The sequence below is a fragment of the Psychrobacter sp. TB20-MNA-CIBAN-0197 genome (genome assembly GCF_040309765.1).
GTDB lineage: Bacteria > Pseudomonadota > Gammaproteobacteria > Pseudomonadales > Moraxellaceae > Psychrobacter > Psychrobacter submarinus.
In genome coordinates this window covers 1-239 of the sequence record NZ_JBEOPC010001337.1, presented here as the reverse complement: position 1 = coordinate 239, position 239 = coordinate 1, and the positions used below count along the sequence as shown (strand labels likewise).

Annotated in this window: 1 protein-coding gene; it reads right to left on the bottom strand. The window is 41.8% G+C overall.

What is annotated here, in order from left to right:
- On the bottom strand, positions 1-239 hold a 239-nt coding region (locus tag AAEY83_RS18295), incomplete at both ends, for a S1 RNA-binding domain-containing protein (RefSeq protein ID WP_351061538.1).

Here is a 239-nt window from a genome sequence, read left to right as displayed (position 1 = left end):
GTGCTCACCTATTAGGGTGTGTTTTGCAGCATCATGCGCAAAAAACTCGTCGCCTAAATTAGTAACGTGTATAAGCCCATCAATTTGTAAATCATCTAAACGAATAAACAAACCAAAGTTAGTGACCGATGAAATAACACCATCAAACTCTTCACCTACATGGTCTTGCATAAACTCACATTTAAGCCAATCAGCTACTTCGCGAGTTGCATCATCGGCGCGGCGCTCTGTTGTAGAAC